Annotated in this window: 24 protein-coding genes; 17 read left to right on the plus strand and 7 right to left on the minus strand. The window is 59.6% G+C overall.

Annotated elements, in window-relative coordinates; genetic code table 11:
- Positions 1 to 55: 55 nt before the first annotated feature.
- The 8 genes from hutI (at position 56) to ACR0LH_RS16430 (ending at position 7,369) form a co-directional block, all read left to right on the plus strand.
- A complete protein-coding gene (hutI, locus tag ACR0LH_RS16395; protein ID WP_480721705.1) occupies positions 56 to 1,264 on the plus strand; it encodes an imidazolonepropionase in 1,209 nt (402 codons plus the stop codon).
- The gene (gene hutH / locus ACR0LH_RS16400) at positions 1,261 to 2,790 is read left to right on the plus strand and encodes a histidine ammonia-lyase (RefSeq protein WP_480721706.1); all 1,530 of its coding nucleotides are present in this window, start codon (positions 1,261 to 1,263) and stop codon (positions 2,788 to 2,790) included. Before hutI ends, hutH begins: the two co-directional genes overlap by 4 nt.
- Positions 2,790 to 3,608, plus strand: coding sequence for an N-formylglutamate deformylase (gene hutG / locus ACR0LH_RS16405; RefSeq protein ID WP_480721708.1), 819 nt, complete (start codon positions 2,790 to 2,792; stop codon positions 3,606 to 3,608). Before hutH ends, hutG begins: the two co-directional genes overlap by 1 nt.
- On the plus strand, positions 3,605 to 5,287 hold the full coding sequence (gene hutU, locus ACR0LH_RS16410; protein WP_480721710.1) for a urocanate hydratase: 1,683 nt from the start codon (positions 3,605 to 3,607) through the stop codon (positions 5,285 to 5,287). Before hutG ends, hutU begins: the two co-directional genes overlap by 4 nt.
- Before the next feature lie 72 nt (positions 5,288 to 5,359).
- Positions 5,360 to 6,238, plus strand: a complete 879-nt coding sequence (gene serB / locus ACR0LH_RS16415) for a phosphoserine phosphatase SerB (protein ID WP_480721711.1) — start codon at positions 5,360 to 5,362, stop codon at positions 6,236 to 6,238.
- Between the two features lie 44 nt (positions 6,239 to 6,282).
- Positions 6,283 to 6,612 (plus strand): ArsR/SmtB family transcription factor, encoded by a 330-nt coding sequence (locus ACR0LH_RS16420; protein WP_170388839.1) that lies wholly within the window; start codon positions 6,283 to 6,285, stop codon positions 6,610 to 6,612.
- Entirely contained in the window at positions 6,600 to 7,028 is a 429-nt protein-coding gene (locus ACR0LH_RS16425) for an SRPBCC family protein (RefSeq protein ID WP_480721712.1), read from the plus strand. Before ACR0LH_RS16420 ends, ACR0LH_RS16425 begins: the two co-directional genes overlap by 13 nt.
- A 20-nt stretch (positions 7,029 to 7,048) precedes the next feature.
- On the plus strand, positions 7,049 to 7,369 hold the full coding sequence (locus ACR0LH_RS16430; protein WP_170388837.1) for a YciI family protein: 321 nt from the start codon (positions 7,049 to 7,051) through the stop codon (positions 7,367 to 7,369).
- Between the two features lie 3 nt (positions 7,370 to 7,372).
- Here the strand turns inward: ACR0LH_RS16430 and ACR0LH_RS16435 are convergent, their stop codons facing one another.
- Positions 7,373 to 8,371, minus strand: a complete 999-nt coding sequence (locus tag ACR0LH_RS16435; protein ID WP_480721713.1) for an asparaginase — start codon at positions 8,369 to 8,371, stop codon at positions 7,373 to 7,375.
- 179 nt (positions 8,372 to 8,550) lie between these two features.
- Between ACR0LH_RS16435 and ACR0LH_RS16440 the strand changes: the two genes are divergently transcribed.
- From ACR0LH_RS16440 to ACR0LH_RS16460, 5 genes are all read left to right on the plus strand, one after another.
- A complete protein-coding gene (locus ACR0LH_RS16440) occupies positions 8,551 to 9,087 on the plus strand; it encodes an invasion associated locus B family protein (protein ID WP_170388835.1) in 537 nt (178 codons plus the stop codon).
- Between the two features lie 134 nt (positions 9,088 to 9,221).
- Positions 9,222 to 9,389, plus strand: coding sequence for a hypothetical protein (locus ACR0LH_RS16445; RefSeq protein WP_170485818.1), 168 nt, complete (start codon positions 9,222 to 9,224; stop codon positions 9,387 to 9,389).
- Between the two features lie 149 nt (positions 9,390 to 9,538).
- Positions 9,539 to 9,916, plus strand: a complete 378-nt coding sequence (locus tag ACR0LH_RS16450; protein WP_170567320.1) for a lysozyme inhibitor LprI family protein — start codon at positions 9,539 to 9,541, stop codon at positions 9,914 to 9,916.
- Positions 9,917 to 9,995: 79 nt separating this feature from the next.
- Entirely contained in the window at positions 9,996 to 11,186 is a 1,191-nt protein-coding gene (rlmN, locus tag ACR0LH_RS16455; RefSeq protein WP_170570853.1) for a dual-specificity RNA methyltransferase RlmN, read from the plus strand.
- 228 nt (positions 11,187 to 11,414) lie between these two features.
- Positions 11,415 to 12,041, plus strand: a complete 627-nt coding sequence (locus ACR0LH_RS16460) for a cytochrome P460 family protein (RefSeq protein WP_170567315.1) — start codon at positions 11,415 to 11,417, stop codon at positions 12,039 to 12,041.
- 4 nt (positions 12,042 to 12,045) lie between these two features.
- On the opposite strand, the gene ACR0LH_RS16465 is transcribed toward ACR0LH_RS16460, so the two are convergent.
- Together ACR0LH_RS16465 and ACR0LH_RS16470 are read right to left on the minus strand one after the other, a co-directional pair.
- Entirely contained in the window at positions 12,046 to 12,390 is a 345-nt protein-coding gene (locus ACR0LH_RS16465; RefSeq protein ID WP_170388830.1) for a hypothetical protein, read from the minus strand.
- Positions 12,387 to 13,304, minus strand: coding sequence for a DnaJ C-terminal domain-containing protein (locus ACR0LH_RS16470; protein ID WP_480721714.1), 918 nt, complete (start codon positions 13,302 to 13,304; stop codon positions 12,387 to 12,389). The genes ACR0LH_RS16465 and ACR0LH_RS16470 overlap by 4 nt, the downstream gene beginning before the upstream one ends.
- A 154-nt stretch (positions 13,305 to 13,458) precedes the next feature.
- Here ACR0LH_RS16470 and ACR0LH_RS16475 point away from each other — a divergent pair, with 154 nt between their 5' ends.
- Complete coding sequence (locus ACR0LH_RS16475) at positions 13,459 to 13,845, plus strand: hypothetical protein (RefSeq protein ID WP_170388828.1); 387 nt, start codon at positions 13,459 to 13,461, stop codon at positions 13,843 to 13,845.
- Here the strand turns inward: ACR0LH_RS16475 and ACR0LH_RS16480 are convergent, their stop codons facing one another.
- Both ACR0LH_RS16480 and ACR0LH_RS16485 read right to left on the minus strand, forming a co-directional pair.
- A complete protein-coding gene (locus tag ACR0LH_RS16480) occupies positions 13,846 to 14,943 on the minus strand; it encodes a cystathionine gamma-lyase (protein ID WP_480721715.1) in 1,098 nt (365 codons plus the stop codon).
- Positions 14,944 to 14,946: 3 nt separating this feature from the next.
- Positions 14,947 to 15,789, minus strand: a complete 843-nt coding sequence (locus tag ACR0LH_RS16485) for an LOG family protein (RefSeq protein ID WP_170485812.1) — start codon at positions 15,787 to 15,789, stop codon at positions 14,947 to 14,949.
- Positions 15,790 to 15,868: 79 nt separating this feature from the next.
- Between ACR0LH_RS16485 and ACR0LH_RS16490 the strand changes: the two genes are divergently transcribed.
- Both ACR0LH_RS16490 and dapD read left to right on the plus strand, forming a co-directional pair.
- Complete coding sequence (locus tag ACR0LH_RS16490; RefSeq protein ID WP_480721716.1) at positions 15,869 to 16,786, plus strand: threonine/serine dehydratase; 918 nt, start codon at positions 15,869 to 15,871, stop codon at positions 16,784 to 16,786.
- 107 nt (positions 16,787 to 16,893) lie between these two features.
- Positions 16,894 to 17,721, plus strand: a complete 828-nt coding sequence (gene dapD, locus ACR0LH_RS16495; RefSeq protein ID WP_480721717.1) for a 2,3,4,5-tetrahydropyridine-2,6-dicarboxylate N-succinyltransferase — start codon at positions 16,894 to 16,896, stop codon at positions 17,719 to 17,721.
- A 51-nt stretch (positions 17,722 to 17,772) separates the two neighbouring features.
- On the opposite strand, the gene ACR0LH_RS16500 is transcribed toward dapD, so the two are convergent.
- Entirely contained in the window at positions 17,773 to 18,108 is a 336-nt protein-coding gene (locus tag ACR0LH_RS16500; RefSeq protein WP_480721718.1) for a cupin domain-containing protein, read from the minus strand.
- A gap of 97 nt (positions 18,109 to 18,205) precedes the next feature.
- Between ACR0LH_RS16500 and ACR0LH_RS16505 the strand changes: the two genes are divergently transcribed.
- Entirely contained in the window at positions 18,206 to 18,550 is a 345-nt protein-coding gene (locus ACR0LH_RS16505; protein ID WP_170388822.1) for a hypothetical protein, read from the plus strand.
- Here the strand turns inward: ACR0LH_RS16505 and ACR0LH_RS16510 are convergent.
- Positions 18,547 to 19,605 carry a transporter substrate-binding domain-containing protein gene (locus ACR0LH_RS16510; protein WP_170485809.1) on the minus strand — a complete coding sequence of 353 codons (1,059 nt, stop codon included), beginning with the start codon at positions 19,603 to 19,605 and terminating at the stop codon, positions 18,547 to 18,549. The genes ACR0LH_RS16505 and ACR0LH_RS16510 overlap by 4 nt on opposite strands.
- Positions 19,606 to 19,642: the final 37 nt, after the last annotated feature.

Below are 19,642 nucleotides of genomic sequence, written 5' to 3' on the forward strand. Positions count from 1 at the left end.
AATAATTATACATATACGAAATGACAAATTGCAACGGAAACCCCAAGGAATCGTCATGGCGGCACAATCGGTCCTTTTCTGTTCTCAGGTGGCCTCGATGGTGCCGGGATCAGAGCCATATGGTTTGGCCCGGGACATGGCGGTTGCGGTCGAAGGTGAGAGAATTGCGTGGGTCGGCCCCAAGTCGGCCTTGCCTCAGCAATACTCGGCGTGGCCAAGCACGGATTTTGGGGACAGGTTGATGACACCGGCCCTGATCGACGCCCACACACATATTGTATTCGGCGGTAACCGGGCAGCAGAGTTCGAGATGCGGCTGAACGGTGCCTCATACGAACAGATCGCCCGCGCGGGGGGCGGAATCCTGTCGACGGTCACGGCGACTCGGAAGGCCAGCGAAGCAGAGCTTTTGGCAGATGCCCTGATCCGCGTTGATGCTTTGATTGCGGAAGGTGCCGCCTGCATCGAAATCAAATCCGGTTATGGGCTGGATACTGAAACCGAACTGAAAATGCTGCGCGTGGCGCGACAGATCGGGCAGGTTCGCCCGGTTCGGGTCAGAACAAGCTTTTTGGGCGCGCATGCCGTGCCACCTGACTTTGCGGGCCGGCCAGACGACTATCTGAACGAGGTCTGCCTCCCAACCCTGCGCGCGGCGCAGGCCGAGGGGCTGGTGGATGCGGTGGACGGCTTTTGTGAAGGAATAGCTTTTTCACCCGACCAGATTGCTGTTGTTTTTGACGAAGCCAAGCACCTTGGGCTGCCCGTTAAACTGCATGCCGAACAGCTTTCTAATCTTGGCGGGGCAAAGCTGGCGGCCAGCTATGGGGCTTTGTCCGCTGATCATATCGAGTATCTGGACAGCGACGGCGTATCCGCGATGGCAGAAGCTGGTACCGTTGCAGTGCTTTTGCCGGGGGCGTTCTACACTTTGCGTGAAACGCAGGTTCCTCCGGTGCAGATGCTCAGGGACAGTCGAGTACCCATCGCGTTGGCGACCGATTGCAACCCGGGGTCGTCTCCGCTGGCCTCGATCTTGCTGACGATGAACATGGCTTGCATCCTGTTCCGCCTAACACCCGAAGAAGCATGGGCCGGGGTCACCCGGAACGCAGCCCTGGCGCTTGGGCTAAGGGATGCCGGCACGATCGCTGTCGGTCAGCGCGCTGATCTGGCGGTGTGGGATGTTCAGCATCCGGCAGAGTTGCCATACCGGATCGGCTTCAACCCTCTGCACACGCGCATATTTGGAGGTCAGGTATGACGCGCTACGCTTTGGTGCCGGGGCAGGTTTCGCTGTCTGATCTCGCGGAAATCTATCGCACGCAGGATTCGGCCTTTCTGAAAGACGGGTGTAGACCGGTCGTCGATGCGGCAGCGGCGCGCGTTCAGGAAGCCGCCGCAGGACAGGCGGCGGTCTATGGCGTCAACACCGGTTTTGGCAAACTGGCGAGCCATAAGATCAAAGCGGATGACACGGCCAAGCTGCAGCGCAACCTGATCCTCAGCCATTGCTGTGGCGTCGGGCCTGCCGTGCCCCGCCGCATTACACGGCTGATGATGACGCTCAAGCTGATCTCATTCGGGCGCGGAGCGTCGGGCGTGCGTTGGGACATGATCGAGCTGTTGCAAAATATGCTAGAGCGCGGGGTTACTCCGGTTGTTCCTGCGCAGGGTTCTGTGGGTGCTTCTGGCGATCTTGCCCCGCTGGCGCATATGACAGCCGTGTTGATCGGAGAGGGTGAGGCCGATGTCGATGGCCGCGTATTGCCCGGTGGCGACGCGCTGAAATCGGTTGGGTTAGAGCCTGTTGAACTTGGACCGAAAGAAGGGTTGGCCTTTATTAACGGAACCCAGTTCTCAACCGCATACGCGTTGGCCGGATTGTTTGAAGCCTGGCGCGCGGCCCAGAACGCTCTGGCCATTTCAGCGCTTTCGACGGACGCGATCATGGGCTCTACCGCCCCTCTGCGGCCCGAAATTCACGCCCTGCGCGGTCACCGCGGGCAAACCGAAGCCGCCGGAGCCATGCGATCAATTCTGGCCGGGTCCGAAATACGTGAGAGCCATCGTGACGGGGATACACGCGTTCAGGATCCGTATTGCATCCGGTGCCAGCCGCAGGTCACGGGCGCAGCGATGGGTGTCATGCGTCAGGCGGCGGCCACGCTTGAGATTGAGGCCAACGCCGCCACGGACAATCCGCTGGTGCTTGAGGATGCAATTCTGTCAGGCGGTAACTTTCATGCCGAACCCGTGGGTTTTGCGGCGGATATGATCGCGCTGGCCCTGTCTGAAATCGGCGCTATCGCGCAGCGCCGTATTGCGCTCATGGTTGATCCGACCCTTAGCTTTGATCTGCCGCCCTTCCTGACGCCCGAACCGGGTCTGAACTCGGGCCTGATGATCGCCGAAGTCACCACAGCCGCGTTGATGAGCGAAAACAAGCATCTGGCGAACCCCTGCGTCACAGACAGCACACCGACATCCGCCAACCAGGAAGACCACGTCTCGATGGCGGCGCATGGGGCGCGACGTCTGATGCGGATGGTCGATAACCTAAGCTACATTCTGGGGGTTGAACTGCTGTGCGCTGCTCAGGGCGTGGAATTTCGCGCACCGCTTAGGACTAGCGCGCCATTGCAGCAGGTCATCAAGCGGCTGCGCGCGGACATCGACCCGCTAAAGGATGATCGCTATCTGGCCCCGGACCTTGAGGCCGCAAAAAGGCTGGTCGCCGACGGGGATATCCTGAGGGCGGTGGGCACCCCGATGCCGGAGCTTAACTGATGCAAGTGGTCAGCGTTCTACGGGGCGACAGCCCGATCGTGCTGGGGCAACCTCATGGCGGGACGTTTGTGCCCGCCGATATTGCGGCGCGCCTGAACGACACCGGCCGCGACCTCGCCGATACCGATTGGCACATAAACAGGCTCTATGAAGGGGTTTTCGACGGGGTTTCCGTCGTTCAGTCCAACATCCATCGCTATGTCATTGACGCCAATCGTGCACCGGACGGGGCGTCATTGTATCCGGGGCAGAATACGACGACGCTTGTGCCTTTGACGGATTTTGACGGGCGCCCGATTTGGGTTGAGGGTCAGGACCCTTCGGCGGACGAAACGGAAAGCCGACGGCAGGCGTTCCACGCGCCATATCACGATGCCCTGCAGCAAGAGTTGGAGCGGGTCCGTAATCGCCACGGCGTTGCGATCCTGTTCGATTGTCACTCGATCCGATCCGTGATCCCATATCTGTTTGAGGGCGAACTACCGGTGTTCAATACGGGCACAAATGGCGGTCAGAGTTGTCATCCCGCCGTTGAGCAGGCTGTGCATCACGTCGCGACTGATGCTGATGGATACTCATCCGTTCTGAACGGTCGATTTCGGGGGGGGTGGACAACGCGCCATTACGGTCGCCCGTCCGAGGGCATTCATGCGATCCAGATGGAAATCGCGCAGCGGGCGTATATGGACGAAACGCCCCCGTGGACATGGCGAGGTGACCGCGCCGCATCCCTGCGACCTCATCTGCGCAATATGCTGTCCCGTTTAAGCGAATTGGCGCTTTCAGGCGAACTCACCAACACAGGAGCCCACATATGAGCGATCCGCGCAAAAACACCCGCGATGTCTATCCGCCGACCGGCCCCGAGTTGAATGCCAAAAGCTGGGTGACCGAGGCTCCGCTGCGGATGTTGATGAACAACCTGCACCCGGATGTGGCCGAAAACCCGCATGAGCTGGTGGTCTATGGCGGTATCGGACGCGCGGCGCGGACATGGAAAGATTTCGACACGATCGTCGCTGGTCTGAAGGATCTAGAGGCGGACGAGACCTTGATCGTCCAGTCCGGCAAACCTGTGGCCATTATCCGCACGCACAAGGATGCGCCGCGCGTCTTGATCGCCAATTCCAATATAGTACCGCATTGGGCGACCTGGGACCATTTTAACGAGCTCGATAAGAAGGGCTTGATGATGTACGGCCAGATGACGGCGGGGTCGTGGATCTATATCGGCACACAAGGCATCGTGCAGGGCACCTATGAAACCTTTGCCGAGGCCGGGCGTCAGCACTATGGCGGCGATCTGACGGGCCGGTGGATTCTGACCGGGGGTTTGGGCGGTATGGGTGGCGCGCAACCTCTGGCGGCTGTTTTCGCCGGAGCCTGTTGTCTGGCGGTCGAGTGCAACCCGGACAGCATTGACTTCCGTCTGCGGACTAAATATCTGGACGAAAAGGCCGACACGCTGGACGAGGCGCTGGCGATGATCGACCGTTGGACCAAAGCGGGTGAGGCGAAATCGGTTGGTTTGCTGGGCAATGCCGCCGAAGTTTTCCCCGAGATCTACCGCCGCATGGCCGAGGGCGGGATGCGTCCCGATATTGTCACGGACCAGACCAGCGCGCATGACCCGATCAACGGGTACCTGCCGGTGGGATGGTCGATGGCCGAATGGCGCGACAAGCGCGAAACAGACCCTAAAGCGGTCGAAAAGGCCGCATGCGCGTCGATGAAACAGCACGTTGCGGCGATGGTGGATTTCTGGAACGCGGGCGTGCCGACGCTGGATTATGGCAACAACATCCGGCAGGTGGCGCAGGATGAAGGGCTGGAGAATGCTTTTGCCTTCCCCGGTTTTGTTCCCGCCTATATCCGCCCTCTGTTCTGCAAGGGGATCGGTCCGTTTCGCTGGTGCGCGCTGTCCGGCGACCCCGAGGATATCTACAAGACCGACGCCAAGATGAAGGAACTGTTCCCTGAGAACGAGCACCTGCATCGTTGGCTGGACATGGCGCGGGACCGGATCGCATTTCAGGGGCTGCCTGCCCGTATCTGCTGGATCGGGTTGGGCGATCGGCACCGCGCGGGTTTGGCTTTCAACGAAATGGTGGCCAATGGCGAGTTGAAAGCGCCGGTCGTCATTGGTCGGGACCATCTGGATAGCGGCTCGGTCGCCAGCCCAAACCGTGAAACCGAAGCGATGCTGGACGGGTCTGACGCGGTGAGTGACTGGCCCCTGTTGAACGCGCTGATCAACACTGCAAGCGGCGCGACATGGGTGTCCCTGCATCACGGCGGTGGTGTGGGCATGGGATTCAGTCAGCACGCCGGTGTCGTGATCTGCGCCGATGGCACCGAGGACGCCGCGCGGCGGTTGGAGCGTGTGTTGTGGAACGACCCGGCCTCAGGTGTGTGGCGTCATGCGGATGCGGGCTATGACATCGCAAAGGAATGTGCGCGTGAACATGGCCTGCGGTTGCCGGGAATTCTGGGCTAGGCCGCATCAATCTGTCTCTGGTGAAAATGCTGCACCTGCGATATGCGCAGGGCAACTTGCAGGAGACCGAAGATGTACGTTGCCACACTGATCACCAACCCCGACGCGCCGACGCTGAACCAGACACTGGCAGAGTCGTTGCGCAATGCGTGGGGCGGGGGTGACATCGTTTGGCTCAGCCCGGACGAGGCGGCCGAGTTTTCGGTGTCTCAGGCGCCGGACAATCAATGGGACGTCTGGGCAGATTTGCAGAAAATGGGCGTTGATCTGGTTGTGCAGCCCACCGAAGGGCGGCGAAAGAAGATGCTGCTGGCCGATATGGACAGCACAATGATCCAGCAGGAATGTATCGATGAGCTGGCGGACGAAGCAGGCGTAGGCGACCGCGTCAAGGATATCACCGCCCGCGCGATGAACGGAGAGCTGGATTTCGAGGGCGCGTTGACCGAACGCGTCGGTCTTTTGAAGGGGCTGGACGAGGCCGTGATCGCCAAAGTGCTGGCCGAACGGATCACCCTGATGCCCGGTGGCAAAGAGTTGGTTGCGACCATGCGTACAACCGGTGGATACGCAGCGCTTGTCTCAGGCGGGTTCACGGCCTTCACAGCAAAGGTCGCAGAGGTCTTGGGTTTCGATGAGAACCGGGCCAACACCTTGCTGGCCGAGAACGGTGAACTGACAGGCGACGTTCAGCGGCCAATTCTGGGACGGCAGGCCAAGGTGGACGCTCTGGAACAGATCACGGCACGGTTGGGTTTGTCCGAGGCGGATGTGATTGCCGTGGGCGACGGAGCAAATGATCTTGGGATGCTGGGTCGCGCCGGAACGGGTGTCGCATTGCATGCCAAGCCCTCGGTCGCCGAGAAATGCGATGTTCGGGTCAACCATGGCGATCTGACCGCTCTGCTATATTTGCAGGGATACGCCCGGTCCGAGTTCGCCCGGTCGTGACATCGAGGCTTTCCTTAATTTAACAAAAATGTTAATAAGCGGTCATGAACACACTTCTGACCGCCTTTTCCGCATTGTCCGATGCCACCCGGTTTTCGATCGTCGAGCAGTTGATGCAGGACGGAGAATTGCCAGCCGGTGATCTGATCGAGGGGCGAGGCATGTCCGGTGCGGCGATCTCGCGGCATTTGAAGGTGCTGCGCGAGGCAGGTCTGGTGCAACAACGCGTGCACGGCACCCAGCGCATGTATTCCATCCGGGCCGAAGGGCTGCGGGCTGTTGCCGAATGGACCATCTCGAAACGGCAATTCTGGGAAAGCAGCCTTGATCGGTTGGGCGACGCTATCGAAAAGGAGCAGTCATGGCCGACCTGAAACTGGAACGAGGGTTCCCGATTGACCCCAAAGACCTGTTTGCCTGGATCAGCGATGCAGAAAAGCTGTTGCAGTGGTGGGGGCCGGAAGGCGTGCATGTGCCCGAACACAATCTGGATTTTTCACGCCTTGGCCCGTGGTATTCGGTGATGCAGAACGCAGAGGGCCAGCGTTTCAAGGTATCGGGGCAGGTCACGCATGTCGATCCGCCCAAATCCGTTGGGTTTACGTGGGGCTGGCATGACGATCAGGACCGGCGCGGTGCCGAAAGCCACGTCACGCTATTGGTTGAACCCGCTGGCCAAGGCGCACGGCTGATCATTGATCACCGCGATCTGGGTGACGACGATATCGCGGCCAACCACGAAAAAGGCTGGACGTCGACGCTCAACAAGCTTGCTGCACAGTTGAATTAGATTTCATTAGGGAGGAAAAAATGCCGCAATTTCTATTTGTTTATCACGGTGGCCATACCCCGACCGACCCGGCCGAGATCGAAGCGACCATGGCCGCCTGGGGTGCTTGGTTCCAGAATATGGGCGCAGCGCTTGAAATCCCCGGAAACCCGGTTGGCCAGTCTTATACGGTCAGTTCCAGCGGCGTGGTCGACAATGGCGGCGCAAACCCGGCTTCGGGCTTCACCGTCATCAAGGCCGACAGCATGGATGCCGCAACCGAGATGGCCAAGGGCTGCCCAATGGTGGTGAACGGCTCTGGCTCGGTCGAGGTGGCCGAGGTGCACGAGATCGAGATGTGACGCCTAGTCGGGGAACCCCGGCGCTGGGCGGATCAGCCCACATTCCAGACCGCGACGGCTGTATTGCGTGGCGTTCATGAACTTGCGGGTGGCCGGGTGATCGGCCTCTAGCACGCCGAGGCTGACCAGAATGGCGGCAATGGCACATTCGCTTGCACGCGTGGTGCCGTCGGTGATCTTTAGGGCAACCCCCATGCGTTTTTCGGGAACGATGGCGACAAAGACGGCCTCGGCCCCGGTCTTGATTGCTGCACGGCCCTCCATGGCGCGCATCAGCTCGGTGCAGGCGCGGCTTTCCCCGGCAACAAGTTCAGGATGTTTGATCATCGCAGCCGTCAGTTGCGCCGCCGCATCGCTGGCCCGATCCGACCTGTCTGCGGCGCTGGCGAACCACGCCATCGACCGCGCTAGCCCAGTCAGCGAGGTTGCAAAGTTCGGGGCCGAGCAGCCGTCGATCCCATAGGCCGGGCTGGTTTCGCCCGTTGTTTCTTCGATGGCTGACAGGCAGGCTTGTTGCACGGGGTGGTCGATCTCAAGGTATTCCGGTCCGGCCCCCATATGCTGGGTCACGGTCAGGAACCCGCAATGCTTGCCAGAGCAGTTGTTGTGGATCTGGCAGGGTGTGTCATCCGCCAATATCAAACCATCGCGCGCCGCCATGTCCTGCGGTTCTTGCGGACCGCAGCGCAGGTCATGTTCGGTTAGGCCCAGATGATCCAACCAGGCCGACACCCGATCTGTGTGAATATGTGCTCCGCTGTGGGACGCGCAGGCCAGCGCCAGATGCTCGGAATTCAGCCCGTATTTCGCCGCCGCCCCGGATGTGATCAGCGGCAGCCCCTGGATCATCTTGGCCGAGGATCGCGGATAGATCACCGCGTTCGGATCGCCCCAGCTTTGCACGATCTGGCCGCTGTCACCGCAGATCACTGCGTGGCCCAGATGTAGGCTTTCCAGCAAGGGACCGCGCCACAGTTCTGTCATTGGTACTGGCTGCGTCATCTGGACCCTCCGTAACATGCGCAAAATTCTGCCAATCGCCCTTTCGCCTGTGGCGAAACCTGCGTTAGTGTGTGTATGTCGACAATCACCGGAATACGCAACTTACAGACGAACTAGGCAGGGTTCGCAGGCGACTCCGGTGGGTATGAGGTATTAGGTCGAGCTAGGAGGCTGGACAGATGGGATCAAAGCTTGTCCGCGTGATCGCGGGCCTTTGCGTGGCAGGGATGGCCACAACAGCAACCGCTCAGCAGGCGACCAGCACCAATCGGGTGGCAGCCAAAACGGACTGGAGCGTGTTCGTCGAGGATGATCCTACCGAATGCTGGAGCGTGTCCGCCCCGAAGGAAACGGTGAACACTCGCGGAGGGCGCGTTGTTTCGGTGCGCCGCAGCGACATCCTGCTGTTTGTTTTCTACCGCCCCAACGCCGAAGTGAAGGGTCAGGTCACATTCACTGGCGGCTATCCCTTTGCAGCCGGTTCGACAGTCAATCTGGACGTTGACGGCACCAAGTTCGAGTTGATCACCGAAGGCGAATGGGCATGGCCCGCGACCGAAGGCGAAGACCTGAAAGTGGTTGCCGCCATGAAGCGCGGCACCGAAGCTGTTCTGACCGCCCGGTCCGAGCGTGGTACGCAGACCAAGGACACCTTCTCGCTGTTGGGGTTCACGGCTGCGATCGAAGATGCCGAAAAGCGCTGTACCAGCCAATAAACCTTGCCAAAAGCGCGTTCCGTTTTTCAATGGGAATTCCTTTGGTCGGATATTGACCCTTAATTTGATCCGTATCAAAGAGAGGGCCCGAATTATCTGAACTAATCGGTTCAGTGAGAACGAAGGAACTTGATATGCTGAATAAATCTCTTGCCGCGTTGTTGATGACGGCTGCCGTATTTCTTAGTGCGTGTGAAAAAGAAGCTGATACCTACCCGGTATCCGGCGAGCAGTGCGGTCCGCAAGATCCGGTGCAAACGCTGGACGCTACGGATTGTGATATCCTGCCTGCCGGGGTCTGATCGTCTTTCGGCACCAGAATCCAGTCTGAATTAGCCTACGGGCTTCGGTCGCATGAGCCAAGCTGATGCGACCGAACCGCGTTTGGGGTCATTGCCGGTTGCGTGCTATTGTAGCTGCCGTTGCATCAATGATTTCCCCGGGGTTGGCTATGCGTCTCGTCTTTTTTGTCTTGCTGTTCTCGTCCTCCGCCGTAGCGGATCCTGCTTTGGAGTGCGGAGACGCCAGTTCTCAGGTCGAAATCGGAACATGTGTCGGCGACATGGAAAAGCGTGTCGGGCTGGCGTTGGAGACAAGTTTTTCGATTGCGATGCAGGCCGCAAAAGAGTTGGACGAGGTGACGCAACGTGTCGTCGCCCAACCCGCTTTGGAAGCCTCACAAGACGCTTGGTTAGGATACAGGGACGCGCAGTGCGACGCTGTGGGTGCTTCTTTCGGGGGCGGGTCCGGGACAGGCATCGCCATCACCTCCTGCCGGGTTGAGCTTGGCCGGGCGCGCGTGGACGAATTGTTGCGGCTTGCAAATTGATCCGTACGATTCCTTTTGATCTTTGCGCTGTGTCCTATATAGAGGCGCATCCCAAGCCAGAATCTGCCGAGATAGCCCTATGTCGCCCAAAGCGCCGATCACTCAAGATGTCATGACCATCCCTCGCAAGTTGCCTGAGGGGAAGGTGAACCTTGTCGGGTTAACCCGCGATCGTTTGCGTGAGGTGCTGATTGAACATGGCACGCCTGAGAAGCAGGCCAAGATGCGCACCGGCCAGATATGGCAGTGGATCTATCAGTGGGGTGTGCGCGACTTTTCCGAAATGACCAACCTCGCCAAAGCGTATCGCGCGCAACTGGCCGAGAACTTTGTCATCGAAATCCCCGAAGTGGTGACGCGGCAAATCTCTGAGGACGGCACCCGCAAATACCTTGTGCGGATCGCAGGAGGCCACGAGGTCGAGGTGGTCTACATCCCGGAAGAAGACCGTGGGACACTGTGTATTTCGTCTCAGGTCGGATGCACGCTGACCTGTTCCTTTTGCCATACCGGGACGCAGAAACTGGTGCGGAACCTGACTGCGGCGGAAATCGTCGGTCAGGTGATGATGGCGCGCGACGATCTTGAGGAATGGCCGACCCCCGGCGCACCCAAGGACGAAACCCGCCTTCTGTCGAATATCGTCCTGATGGGCATGGGCGAGCCGCTTTATAACTTTGAAAATGTCCGTGACGCGATGAAGATCGCGATGGACCCCGAGGGTATTTCCCTGTCGCGTCGTCGGATCACCCTATCCACATCGGGCGTGGTGCCGGAAATTGCGCGCACCGCCGAAGAGATTGGCTGTTTGCTTGCCATTTCCTTCCACGCAACGACCGACGAAACCCGCGACGTGCTGGTGCCGATCAACAAACGCTGGAATATCGAGGAATTGCTGCAGGCGCTGGCCAGTTATCCCAATGTGTCGAATTCCGAGCGGATCACCTTTGAATATGTGATGCTGGATGGTGTGAACGACAGTGACGAAGACGCACATCGTCTGATTGATCACATCAAACGCCACAAAATCCCGGCCAAGATCAATCTGATCCCCTTCAATGAATGGCCCGGTGCGCCCTACAAGCGCAGCTCGAACAACCGCATTCGGGCCTTTGCGAATATCATCTACCAAGCGGGCTATGCCTCGCCGATCCGCAAGACTCGCGGTGAGGATATCATGGCCGCCTGTGGTCAGTTGAAGTCAGCAACCGAGCGTGCCCGGAAATCCCGTAGGCAGATTGCCGCCGAAGCGGGTCTGGAAGGGCAGTAAGCCTAAAATTTGCGCGACCAGATACCAGATTTCCTGCGCTGAACGCTGTCTATTGCATGCGCAATTTGATATATTTGTCTGGTCAAAGCGGGTGAATTTCTTTCACGGCTGCGCACATTGCGGTGAATGTATTGAACCGAGTTTGGCGAGATTGTTCTTTGCCGCTATTATTTTCCTTTACCTGGCGCGGCTTTCAAATGAACGGAATTGACCAGTTGGGCGATCATTATGTTTTCACGGTTGATAGCACATAATCTCAATTTGCTCTGCATCTTGGCCGTTGCGGGCTTTGCTGCGAAGCAGGTGGCGGCTCAGTCAAGCGACGAGGACGCGCATCTCGCGATTGAGAATCCTGCAGAGCTTTCCAAGGATGAGGCGCTGCGTATTTATGAGTCTTTGCAGAAGCGAATGGCGCAAGGATATGCCGCCGCGCAGCTTGAACAACTCAGAAATTACCAGAACTGGCCCTTGTTCAATGATGCGCCGTATATTTCGGCAACCCACGGGCAGCGGTTTGTAAACAGTTATGCAAACCGCATGGCGCACAACTATGGCACTCTGCAGGACGGTGAGAAACTGCCGATGGGTTCCGTGCTGGCCAAGGACAGCATGACCGTTACGGACGAAGGCAATACGCACCCGGGCGCGTTGTTCATAATGGAAAAACTGGCCGAGGGTGCCAGCCCCGACACGGCAGACTGGCGATATATAATGGTCATGCCGGATGGGTCGCTTTTTGGGGACACGATGGGCGATCGCGCCAGCGCCGTTTCCTATTGTCACGATTGCCACGAAGCCGTCGCGGACCGGGATTACACCTTTTTCGTGCCTGAGGAATACGTGGTGGGGAACTGACCATTCACTTCCGGCTGAAACGCGCTGCTCCGATGACTTCGATCAGCGTCTGCCGTACAGGGTCCGGCTGGGCCTCGACCGCGCTCAAAACCTCGCGCAGTTCAGCACGCAGCCCATGCATCTGGTCGATCAGTGAGATCATCATGGCCAGGGCATCCGCCTCCATATCGTACTGCTCGTGCAGTTCGCAGGCCAGTTCAAGACGCGCCACGTCCAGACTGTGATAGACGAGCCCCCGGTCTGTTTGCTCGGGGATGACGATCTCGGCGGCGAGGTATTCGGATAAGCGCAGAGAAGTCAGTCGGGAAACGGTTTCGATCAGTTCTTCTTCGGTCAGGGAACGGGTCATGACGGCATTCCTTTGCGCGGATCATAGCTGTGGCTCTCGCGCCAAGTCTCGAAAAAGCCCCTCAGTTCATCGTCAATTCGGTCAGGCATCGAGATTGTCAGCTCGATCAATTGATCTCCGCGCTCGTTTGATCCGCGTTTCTTGACGCCTTTCCCGCGTAATCGCAGAGTTTTGCCGCTGCTGGTTCGCGCAGGGACGCTGACATTTACACCGCCATCTATGGTTGGGGCCGGGACTTTGCCGCCCAGTATGGCCTCGTCGATCGAGATTGGCAGTGTGATGTGGATGTCGTCCCCCTGTCGCTTGAATACAGGATGTGGCGCGACCGAAACTGTGACCAGAGCATCACCGGGCGGCCCTTCGCCGAAACCGGGGTCGCCTTTGCCCCGCAGACGGATTGTCTGGCCGTCGGTTATGCCTGCTGGAATTTTGACCTCGATCCGGTCGCCATCGGGCAACGTTAGCTTCTGGCTTGCCCCGAACACGGCATCCAGAAAGCTGATTTTCAGACTGTAGCCGCGATTGTGGCCGGGCGCGTGAAAGTCCTGTGTGCGCTGGCCAAAGCCGCCGCGTCCCCGCATGAACTCGGCAAAGATGTCGGACATATCGTCCGGGTCCGCGGCCCGTCCGCGATAGGGGTTTCCGGCGGCCTCGGCATAGTCGCGGTAATATTGCTGCTGCGGACGTTCCTGACCCGAGGCGTCAATCTCACCATTGTCATATCGCGCGCGCGTGTCGGGGTCTTTCAGCAGGTCATAGGCAGCAGCGGCGGCCTTGAACTTGGCCTCTGCCTCGGCGTCGCCGGGTTTCAGGTCCGGGTGACATTCCTTTGCGATACGCCGATAGGCTTTCTTGATTTCGGCGGCGGTGGCGTCTTTCGCAACACCAAGGACGGAATAAGGATCGTCGCTCATCTCACCTCTCATCGGTGGGGGTCTGATCTTGATAGTTCCGTTTTATCATGCGATTTCAATAGGCCAAAAGGAAGGGGCTTTTGAAACGCCTCGCTAAATCTCTTAATCCTGCTAATATCTTCATGTTTCTAATTGATTGCTGACGGAGACCTCAATGACGCGCAGACTCAAGTCCATTCTGGCCCTGTTGGTCGGTAACGCCATCGGGTTGTTGCTTGCCGCGATTTTGCTGCCCGAATTTGCGATCCGGCCGATCTCGTTCATCGTTGTGGTGATCGTCTTCACGCTGGTTCAGTGGATTGCCGAACCGCTGATCCTGAAGATGGGCGAAAAACGCGCCCCCGCGATCAAAGGTGGTATCGCGTTGATCGTGACATTCGTTGGCCTGCTGCTGACCGACCTGATTACCAACGGCCTGACTGTGGGCGGCATCTCGAACCTGTTGGCTGCGACCCTGCTGGTCTGGCTGGGGGCGCTGATCGCCAGCATCGTGCTGCCGATCTATGTGTTCACCGAGCTGCGCGAGCCAAAGAAGAAGTAATCACAGTGCATTCAGGCTGCTGTTGATGGCCTGCCACAGCTCCTCGACCGGTTCGCAGCCGACCGAGAGGCGAATGAACGCCGGGTCCACATCATCGCCCCAGCGCGCGCGGCGCTCGGCCGAGCTGTGGACACCGCCAAAGGACGTGGCGGGCCGCAGCATCGGGCAAGAGGTGATGAAGGTTTCGGTCTGTTCCTCGCTGTCCAGCGTGATTGACAGCAGGAACCCGAACCGCGCGGTCTGAGCCTTGGCCAGCTTGTGCGCGGGATCAGAGGGTAGGCCGGGAAAGCGGATGGCCTTCACCGCCGGGTGATCTGCCAGCCGTTCAGCCAGCACTTGCGCCGAGGCGCACATCCGGTCAAATCGCACGTCCAGCGTTTCCAGCCCTCGATGCAGCAGCCACGCCTCATGCGGGCCGGGGATCGCGCCGGACACGCGCCGCCATTCCTCGACCCGTTCCATGATCTGTGCGTTGCGGCTGGACACATGACCCATCAGTAGATCGGAATGCCCGCCCATCGCCTTGGTGTCTGACGCGACAACCACATCCACCCCCAGATCAAGCGGGCGCTGGCCCAGCGGGGTCATGGTGGTGTTGTCGGCAATCGTGATCCCTCCGCCCGCGCGCACGGCTTGGGCAATCGCGGGCAGGTCCATCATGTCGAGACCGGGGTTCGAGGGGCTTTCGACAAAGACCATGTCGAACCCGTCAAACCCGCCCTCGGTAAAGGTGGTCGTGGGGCGTTCGGTGACCGATACTCCCAGACCCGATAGAAATCGATCCGCCAGAACGCGGGTGACATAATACCCATCGGACGGGATCAGAATGCGCGACCCGGCCTTGATGGTGGCAAAGAACGCCGCCGAGATCGCGGCCATGCCCGAGGGGAAGGCTAGACAGGGCGCGTCTTCCAGATGGGCCAGTACATGTTCCAGATGCACCCATGTGGGGTTGTCGACGCGGCCATAGGTTGCCAAACCGTCCGGCGCGCCGGGCAGGTGGTACATGCTGCTTTGTGTCAGGGGCAGCGCCACGGGATCACCGGCGTTCAGGGTATTGCCGCGCAAGTGCAGCATCTCTCCGGGTTTGGGGGTCATGGCTCAGCGCCCCGGAATGTCGTCGCGGGGCGGGGCGGGTTCCCAGTTCTCGATGATCTCGACCGCCTCTTGCGCGGTGTCCACAAAGCGGAACAGGTCCAGATCTTCGTCCGAGATGGTGCCAGCATCTGCCAGCGCCTCCCAGTTGATCACCTTTTCCCAGAACGCGCGACCAAACAGCAGGAAGGGCACGCGGTCCATCCGGCCGGTCTGGATCAGGGTCAGCGACTCGAACAGCTCATCCAGGGTGCCAAAGCCGCCGGGGAAGATGGTGATGGCGCGGGCGCGCATCAGAAAGTGCATCTTGCGGATGGCGAAATAGTGGAAGTTGAAGCTGAGTTCGGGCGTCACGAATTCATTCGGTGCCTGTTCATGCGGCAGCACGATATTCAGCCCGATGGAACAGCCACCCGCATCCAATGCGCCGCGATTGCCGGCCTCCATCACGCCGGGGCCGCCACCGGTGACGATCACGTTCTCGCGGCAGCCTGTCAGGTTCGATTTCTCGGTCATCAGCCGGGCAAACTCACGTGCCTCGTCGTAGTATTGCGACAGACCGGCCAGCGTTTCGGTCCGGGCGGTGTGTTTCTGCGACGGTTCCGGGATGCGCGCGCCGCCGAACATGACGATGGTCGAGGTAATCTCACGCTCGGACATGATCATCTCGGGCTTGAGCAGTTCCAGTTGCAGGCGCACCGGGCGCAACTCGTCCCGACACAGGAACTCGTCATCGGCAAAGGCAAGGCGATAAGCGGGCGAGCGGGTCTGCGGCGTGTCCGGCACCTCGCTCGCGGTCGAGCGGTCGGTCTGCGCGTCGCGGAACGGATTGTGGCGGTCTTCTCTCATGGGTGAAGCTTCCCTGCTTGCGTGTTTCCAAAACAGCTATAGGGTTCGCGGTCAGAGTGCCAGTCACGGAAGAACAAGAATGAATTGGAAGAGCGAAATTTCAGCAGCCGCCGACCGGATCGCCGGGTATTCGCAGGTGACGCCCGTGATGGAAAGCCGCGCGTTGGGGCTGGATTATCCGGTTGAGATGAAGCTGGAGCATATGCAGCACACTGGCAGTTTCAAGGCACGCGGGGCGTTCAACACGTTGCTCAACATGGCTGTCCCCGAGGCAGGTGTCGTTGCGGCGTCAGGTGGCAATCATGGCGCTGCGGCGGCTTACGCGGCTCAGACTCTGGGATATCCGGCCAAGATTTTCGTGCCCGAACTGGCCGGCCCGTCCAAGATCGCTTTGATCCGGCAAACGGGAGCGGATTTGAGCGTGGTGTCGGGCGAATACGCCAACGCGTTGACGGCGGCCAAGGCGCATGAGGACGCGACCGGCGCGATGCAGATACACGCCTACGACGCGCCTGCGACGGTGGCTGGTCAGGGCACCTGTTTCGCCGAATGGGACGCGCAGGGGTTGCAGGCTGACACTATTCTGATCGCAGTCGGCGGCGGCGGTCTGATCGCGGGCGCGTTGGCATGGCTGCAAGGGGCGCGCAAGGTTGTGGCGGTCGAGCCCGAGACATCCTGTGCGCTGAACGCCGCGTTGAGTGCTGGGGAACCTGTGGATGTCACCGTCTCGGGCATAGCGGCCAATGCGCTGGGCGCGCGGCGGATTGGGTCGATCTGTTTCGGACTGGCGCAGGGCATGACATCGGTTCTGGTGTCAGATGAGGCCATCGCCAAGGCGCAACACGTGCTGTGGCGCGCCCATCGCATTCTGGTCGAACCGGCGGGCGCAACAGCTTTGGCCGCGTTGCTGTCGGGCGCTTACAAACCCGAACCGCAAGAGCGCGTGGCGGTGCTTATCTGCGGCGGCAATATCTCTCCTGACCCTTTGGGCGGCTGAAACCGGCGCAATCGGACGCAAACTGCGCCTTCTGCGTCGCATTGCGGCCAGTCCATTGCTTGCGTATAGGCAAGACCAACGTAAACAGATTCTGCAGGGAGCCCCCCATGTCCAACGCTCAACTCGAATCCGCCATCGAAGCCGCCTGGGACGCGCGCGACACAATTACCCCCGCCACCACCGGCGAGCAGCGCGAGGCGATCGAGGATACGCTGAACGCGCTGGACAGCGGCGCATTGCGCGTGGCGGAAAAGCAGGAGAGCGGCGACTGGCATGTGAACCAGTGGGCCAAGAAAGCGGTTCTGCTGGGCTTTCGCATCAAGGATATGGAAATCCAGGACGGCGGCCCACAGGCCGGTGGCTGGTGGGACAAGGTGGACAGCAAGTTCGCCGGTTGGGGTGAAAACCAGTGGCGCTCGGCCGGGTTCCGTGCGGTTCCCAACTGCGTGGTCCGAAAGTCGGCCTATATCGCGCCGGGCGTGGTGCTGATGCCGTCTTTCGTGAACCTGGGCGCTTATGTGGATGAGGGCACCATGGTTGATACCTGGGCCACCGTCGGCTCTTGCGCACAGATCGGCAAGAACGTCCACCTGTCCGGCGGCGTCGGCATTGGCGGCGTGCTGGAACCGATGCAGGCGGGTCCGACCATCATCGAGGATAACTGCTTTATCGGTGCCCGGTCCGAGGTGGTCGAGGGCTGTATCGTCCGCGAAGGCTCGGTTCTGGGCATGGGCGTGTTTATCGGCAAGTCGACCAAGATCGTCGACCGCGAAACCGGTGAGGTCACCTATGGCGAAGTGCCGCCCTATTCGGTGGTTGTGGCCGGTTCGATGCCGTCCAAGAACAATGTTAGCCTGTACTGCGCGGTGATCGTGAAGCGGGTGGATGAAAAGACCCGCTCGAAAACCGGGATCAACGAGTTGCTGCGCGACTAAACCCCGCGCCAACCGAACAAGGGCCGCAGCACCGCGCTGCGGCCTTTTTTGTTAGCCTTTCACCGGATAGCGGTCGGGTTCCTCGAACACGTCGATCACCCGCGATCCAGCCTTGATCTTGCCGCCATGCTCGACGCCCGAGGGGATCGAGTAGCTGTCGCCGGGGCGGTAGGTTTTGGTTTCATCACCGATGGTCAGTTCAACCTCACCTTCGATCACCGTTCCCCATTGGGCCTTATGCGAATGCATGGGCAGTTCAAAATCCTTCAGAAAGGTAAAAAACGCCACCAGCCCGGCATCGGACCGGATCACGGAGGTCTGCACGACATCCTCGGGGAAGGGGACATCTAGGCTGGGAAAATCGGTGATGAAATCTGGATAGGTCATGAAGCACCTTTTTGGCTGACGGCAGGGCCACTATGACGAGGCGCTTACGCTATCGCAATCGCTTGACCGGGACAGTGCACGGGGCTATGGCCCCCGCATGGAAAAGCAAAAGAAACCCTCTCGTCAGCAAGTTTACACCCTGCTTGTGCAGATCGGCCGCAAGGACGGTGACGGTTTGCCCGAAGGCGCCACCGGTGCGGCGTTGATGTGCTTTGCCAGCGGCGTGGATGAGGCAGAGGCGGTGCGCGAGACCGTGGCGATCCTGAAACAGGCGGATACGGCGCCTCTGGATGTGACCGGCTATGGCACTCTGGCCGAGCGTGAGGCGCAGGGCCACGACATTGATCCCGATGAACGCGCCCTGATGCAGCGCGCGCTGGACGAGAACGCTGTTATCGTCGCGCAGATGACACCGTTTTTCGGGGATGAGGAACCGGCTTAGTTCCGAACCCCGAACCACTTGCGGTAAATCTCGTCATAGGTGCCGTCTTCACGCAAGGACAGCAATGCTTGGTTGACCTCCTCGACCAGTGGAGAACCGGTCGGGAAGGCAATTCCATAGTTTTCGCGCAGAAAAACACCACCTGTTACTGACGCGATCCGCCGCCCTTCGTGCGAGGCATAGTAGGACAGGATCGGGGCATCAAACACAACGGCGTCCAAGTCTTCGTTTCTGAACGCCTCCAGCATTGGTTCCAGACCCTCATAGCCAACAAACTCGATCTCGCGTCGGTTCAGGAAATTGGCCGCGGTCGAACCGGTGATCGTGCCAACCTGCTTTCCGTATAGGTCGTTGACCGAATTCACGTTGCCGCTGATGGCGTCCACGGTCATCACAGACGTTATCCGCGCTGTGAAGACGGATACGATAAACAGCGAAGAGACGACCAGAACAACGCCCAACAGCCGACCAAATGGGGTGCGGGGCATCCGTTCCTCGAACCCGCCATTGACCACCAGGTTCAGCGCCCACCAGAACGAAGGGAACCACGCTTCGTCCAGTTTGCGGTCGAAATAAGGCTGCGAGCGGCGTTCAAACACCCACATAAGCATCCCGCCGCCCAGAAGGATGGCAAAAGCAAGCCCGATGGCGATGAACAGTTCGGGTGACAACAGCGCCTGTAACAGCGAGGGGCGGCGCACCGCGTCGGATGGGACCATGATCTGCAAACCCGCCTCGAATATCGGCTGGCTGAAGTCCATCTGCGTTTCGCGCAAGGCCGTGATCGAAATATTGGCGATCGCCAGATCCGCAGACCCGTCCTGAACCGATCCCAGCATGTCACTAAAGGCTTCGGTGCGGCTGATCTCGTAGTCCCAATTCAGGGATTCAGACAGCGCTGCGAGCAAGTCCATTGAAAAACCGGTCTGCGCTCCGTCCTCGACAAAGGAAAACGGAGTGCGGGTCACGGTGGCGACCGACAGAGTCTGGGCCTGGCTTTGCTGTGCAAGAACGGCGAAAGTCAGGCAGATCAAAGCGAAAAGGGCACGTTTCATCGTCAATTTACCTGTTTCGCCGCCCTGTAACGCAGTT

Source organism: Ruegeria sp. CL6, from assembly GCF_056536465.1.

Bases quoted from the DNA above. Each gene is read 5' to 3' on its own strand.
- ACR0LH_RS16435 (WP_480721713.1), bottom strand. From the start codon at position 8,371: ATGACGCAGCCAGTACCAATGACAGAACTGTGGCGCGGTCCCTTGCTG.
- ACR0LH_RS16425 (WP_480721712.1), top strand. From the start codon at position 6,600: ATGGCCGACCTGAAACTGGAACGAGGGTTCCCGATTGACCCCAAAGAC.
- ACR0LH_RS16460 (WP_170567315.1), top strand. From the start codon at position 11,415: ATGTTTTCACGGTTGATAGCACATAATCTCAATTTGCTCTGCATCTTG.
- ACR0LH_RS16475 (WP_170388828.1), top strand. From the start codon at position 13,459: ATGACGCGCAGACTCAAGTCCATTCTGGCCCTGTTGGTCGGTAACGCC.
- hutU (WP_480721710.1), top strand. From the start codon at position 3,605: ATGAGCGATCCGCGCAAAAACACCCGCGATGTCTATCCGCCGACCGGC.
- ACR0LH_RS16480 (WP_480721715.1), bottom strand. From the start codon at position 14,943: ATGACCCCCAAACCCGGAGAGATGCTGCACTTGCGCGGCAATACCCTG.
- ACR0LH_RS16465 (WP_170388830.1), bottom strand. From the start codon at position 12,390: ATGACCCGTTCCCTGACCGAAGAAGAACTGATCGAAACCGTTTCCCGA.
- hutH (WP_480721706.1), top strand. From the start codon at position 1,261: ATGACGCGCTACGCTTTGGTGCCGGGGCAGGTTTCGCTGTCTGATCTC.
- ACR0LH_RS16500 (WP_480721718.1), bottom strand. From the start codon at position 18,108: ATGACCTATCCAGATTTCATCACCGATTTTCCCAGCCTAGATGTCCCC.
- ACR0LH_RS16430 (WP_170388837.1), top strand. From the start codon at position 7,049: ATGCCGCAATTTCTATTTGTTTATCACGGTGGCCATACCCCGACCGAC.
- ACR0LH_RS16440 (WP_170388835.1), top strand. From the start codon at position 8,551: ATGGGATCAAAGCTTGTCCGCGTGATCGCGGGCCTTTGCGTGGCAGGG.
- dapD (WP_480721717.1), top strand. From the start codon at position 16,894: ATGTCCAACGCTCAACTCGAATCCGCCATCGAAGCCGCCTGGGACGCG.
- ACR0LH_RS16490 (WP_480721716.1), top strand. From the start codon at position 15,869: ATGAATTGGAAGAGCGAAATTTCAGCAGCCGCCGACCGGATCGCCGGG.
- ACR0LH_RS16445 (WP_170485818.1), top strand. From the start codon at position 9,222: ATGCTGAATAAATCTCTTGCCGCGTTGTTGATGACGGCTGCCGTATTT.
- rlmN (WP_170570853.1), top strand. From the start codon at position 9,996: ATGTCGCCCAAAGCGCCGATCACTCAAGATGTCATGACCATCCCTCGC.
- ACR0LH_RS16485 (WP_170485812.1), bottom strand. From the start codon at position 15,789: ATGAGAGAAGACCGCCACAATCCGTTCCGCGACGCGCAGACCGACCGC.
- ACR0LH_RS16470 (WP_480721714.1), bottom strand. From the start codon at position 13,304: ATGAGCGACGATCCTTATTCCGTCCTTGGTGTTGCGAAAGACGCCACC.
- ACR0LH_RS16450 (WP_170567320.1), top strand. From the start codon at position 9,539: ATGCGTCTCGTCTTTTTTGTCTTGCTGTTCTCGTCCTCCGCCGTAGCG.
- ACR0LH_RS16420 (WP_170388839.1), top strand. From the start codon at position 6,283: ATGAACACACTTCTGACCGCCTTTTCCGCATTGTCCGATGCCACCCGG.
- serB (WP_480721711.1), top strand. From the start codon at position 5,360: ATGTACGTTGCCACACTGATCACCAACCCCGACGCGCCGACGCTGAAC.
- ACR0LH_RS16505 (WP_170388822.1), top strand. From the start codon at position 18,206: ATGGAAAAGCAAAAGAAACCCTCTCGTCAGCAAGTTTACACCCTGCTT.
- hutG (WP_480721708.1), top strand. From the start codon at position 2,790: ATGCAAGTGGTCAGCGTTCTACGGGGCGACAGCCCGATCGTGCTGGGG.
- hutI (WP_480721705.1), top strand. From the start codon at position 56: ATGGCGGCACAATCGGTCCTTTTCTGTTCTCAGGTGGCCTCGATGGTG.
- ACR0LH_RS16510 (WP_170485809.1), bottom strand. From the start codon at position 19,605: ATGAAACGTGCCCTTTTCGCTTTGATCTGCCTGACTTTCGCCGTTCTT.